At 40.6% G+C, this 345-nt stretch carries 1 protein-coding gene; it reads right to left on the reverse strand.

The features are described from left to right. Window positions 1-345: DUF2931 family protein (locus FW757_RS23240; protein WP_446441796.1), on the reverse strand; the 345-nt coding region annotated here is incomplete at both ends.

Raw genomic sequence — 345 nt, forward strand, 5'->3', positions numbered from 1 at the left:
TCACCCATACCGACTATTAAGTATGGTTTTATTTCCTTAAATACTTCACCTGTCGATAACGTAAAATAAGGGAGAGATTTAGCTAACTTATAACCATTTTTATCTATTGCCACTTCGCCAAAGTAAATTCTATTTTCAGACTTATCTAACCATTCAACCGCGACTTTTTCTGGGAATTTTTGATCGTATACACTTACTGTCGCTCTTGTTTCACCATAGCAGCACTCAATCGCCCCTGACGGTATTCCCCATTCATCATCAAATACCACAGAGCGCCCCCAAATTGCATTGCCACTTTCGGTGCCGACACCTGCAACCATGTAATCAATTGTTCCTGTTGACGAG

The organism is Pseudoalteromonas sp. 1181_04, assembly GCF_052850545.1.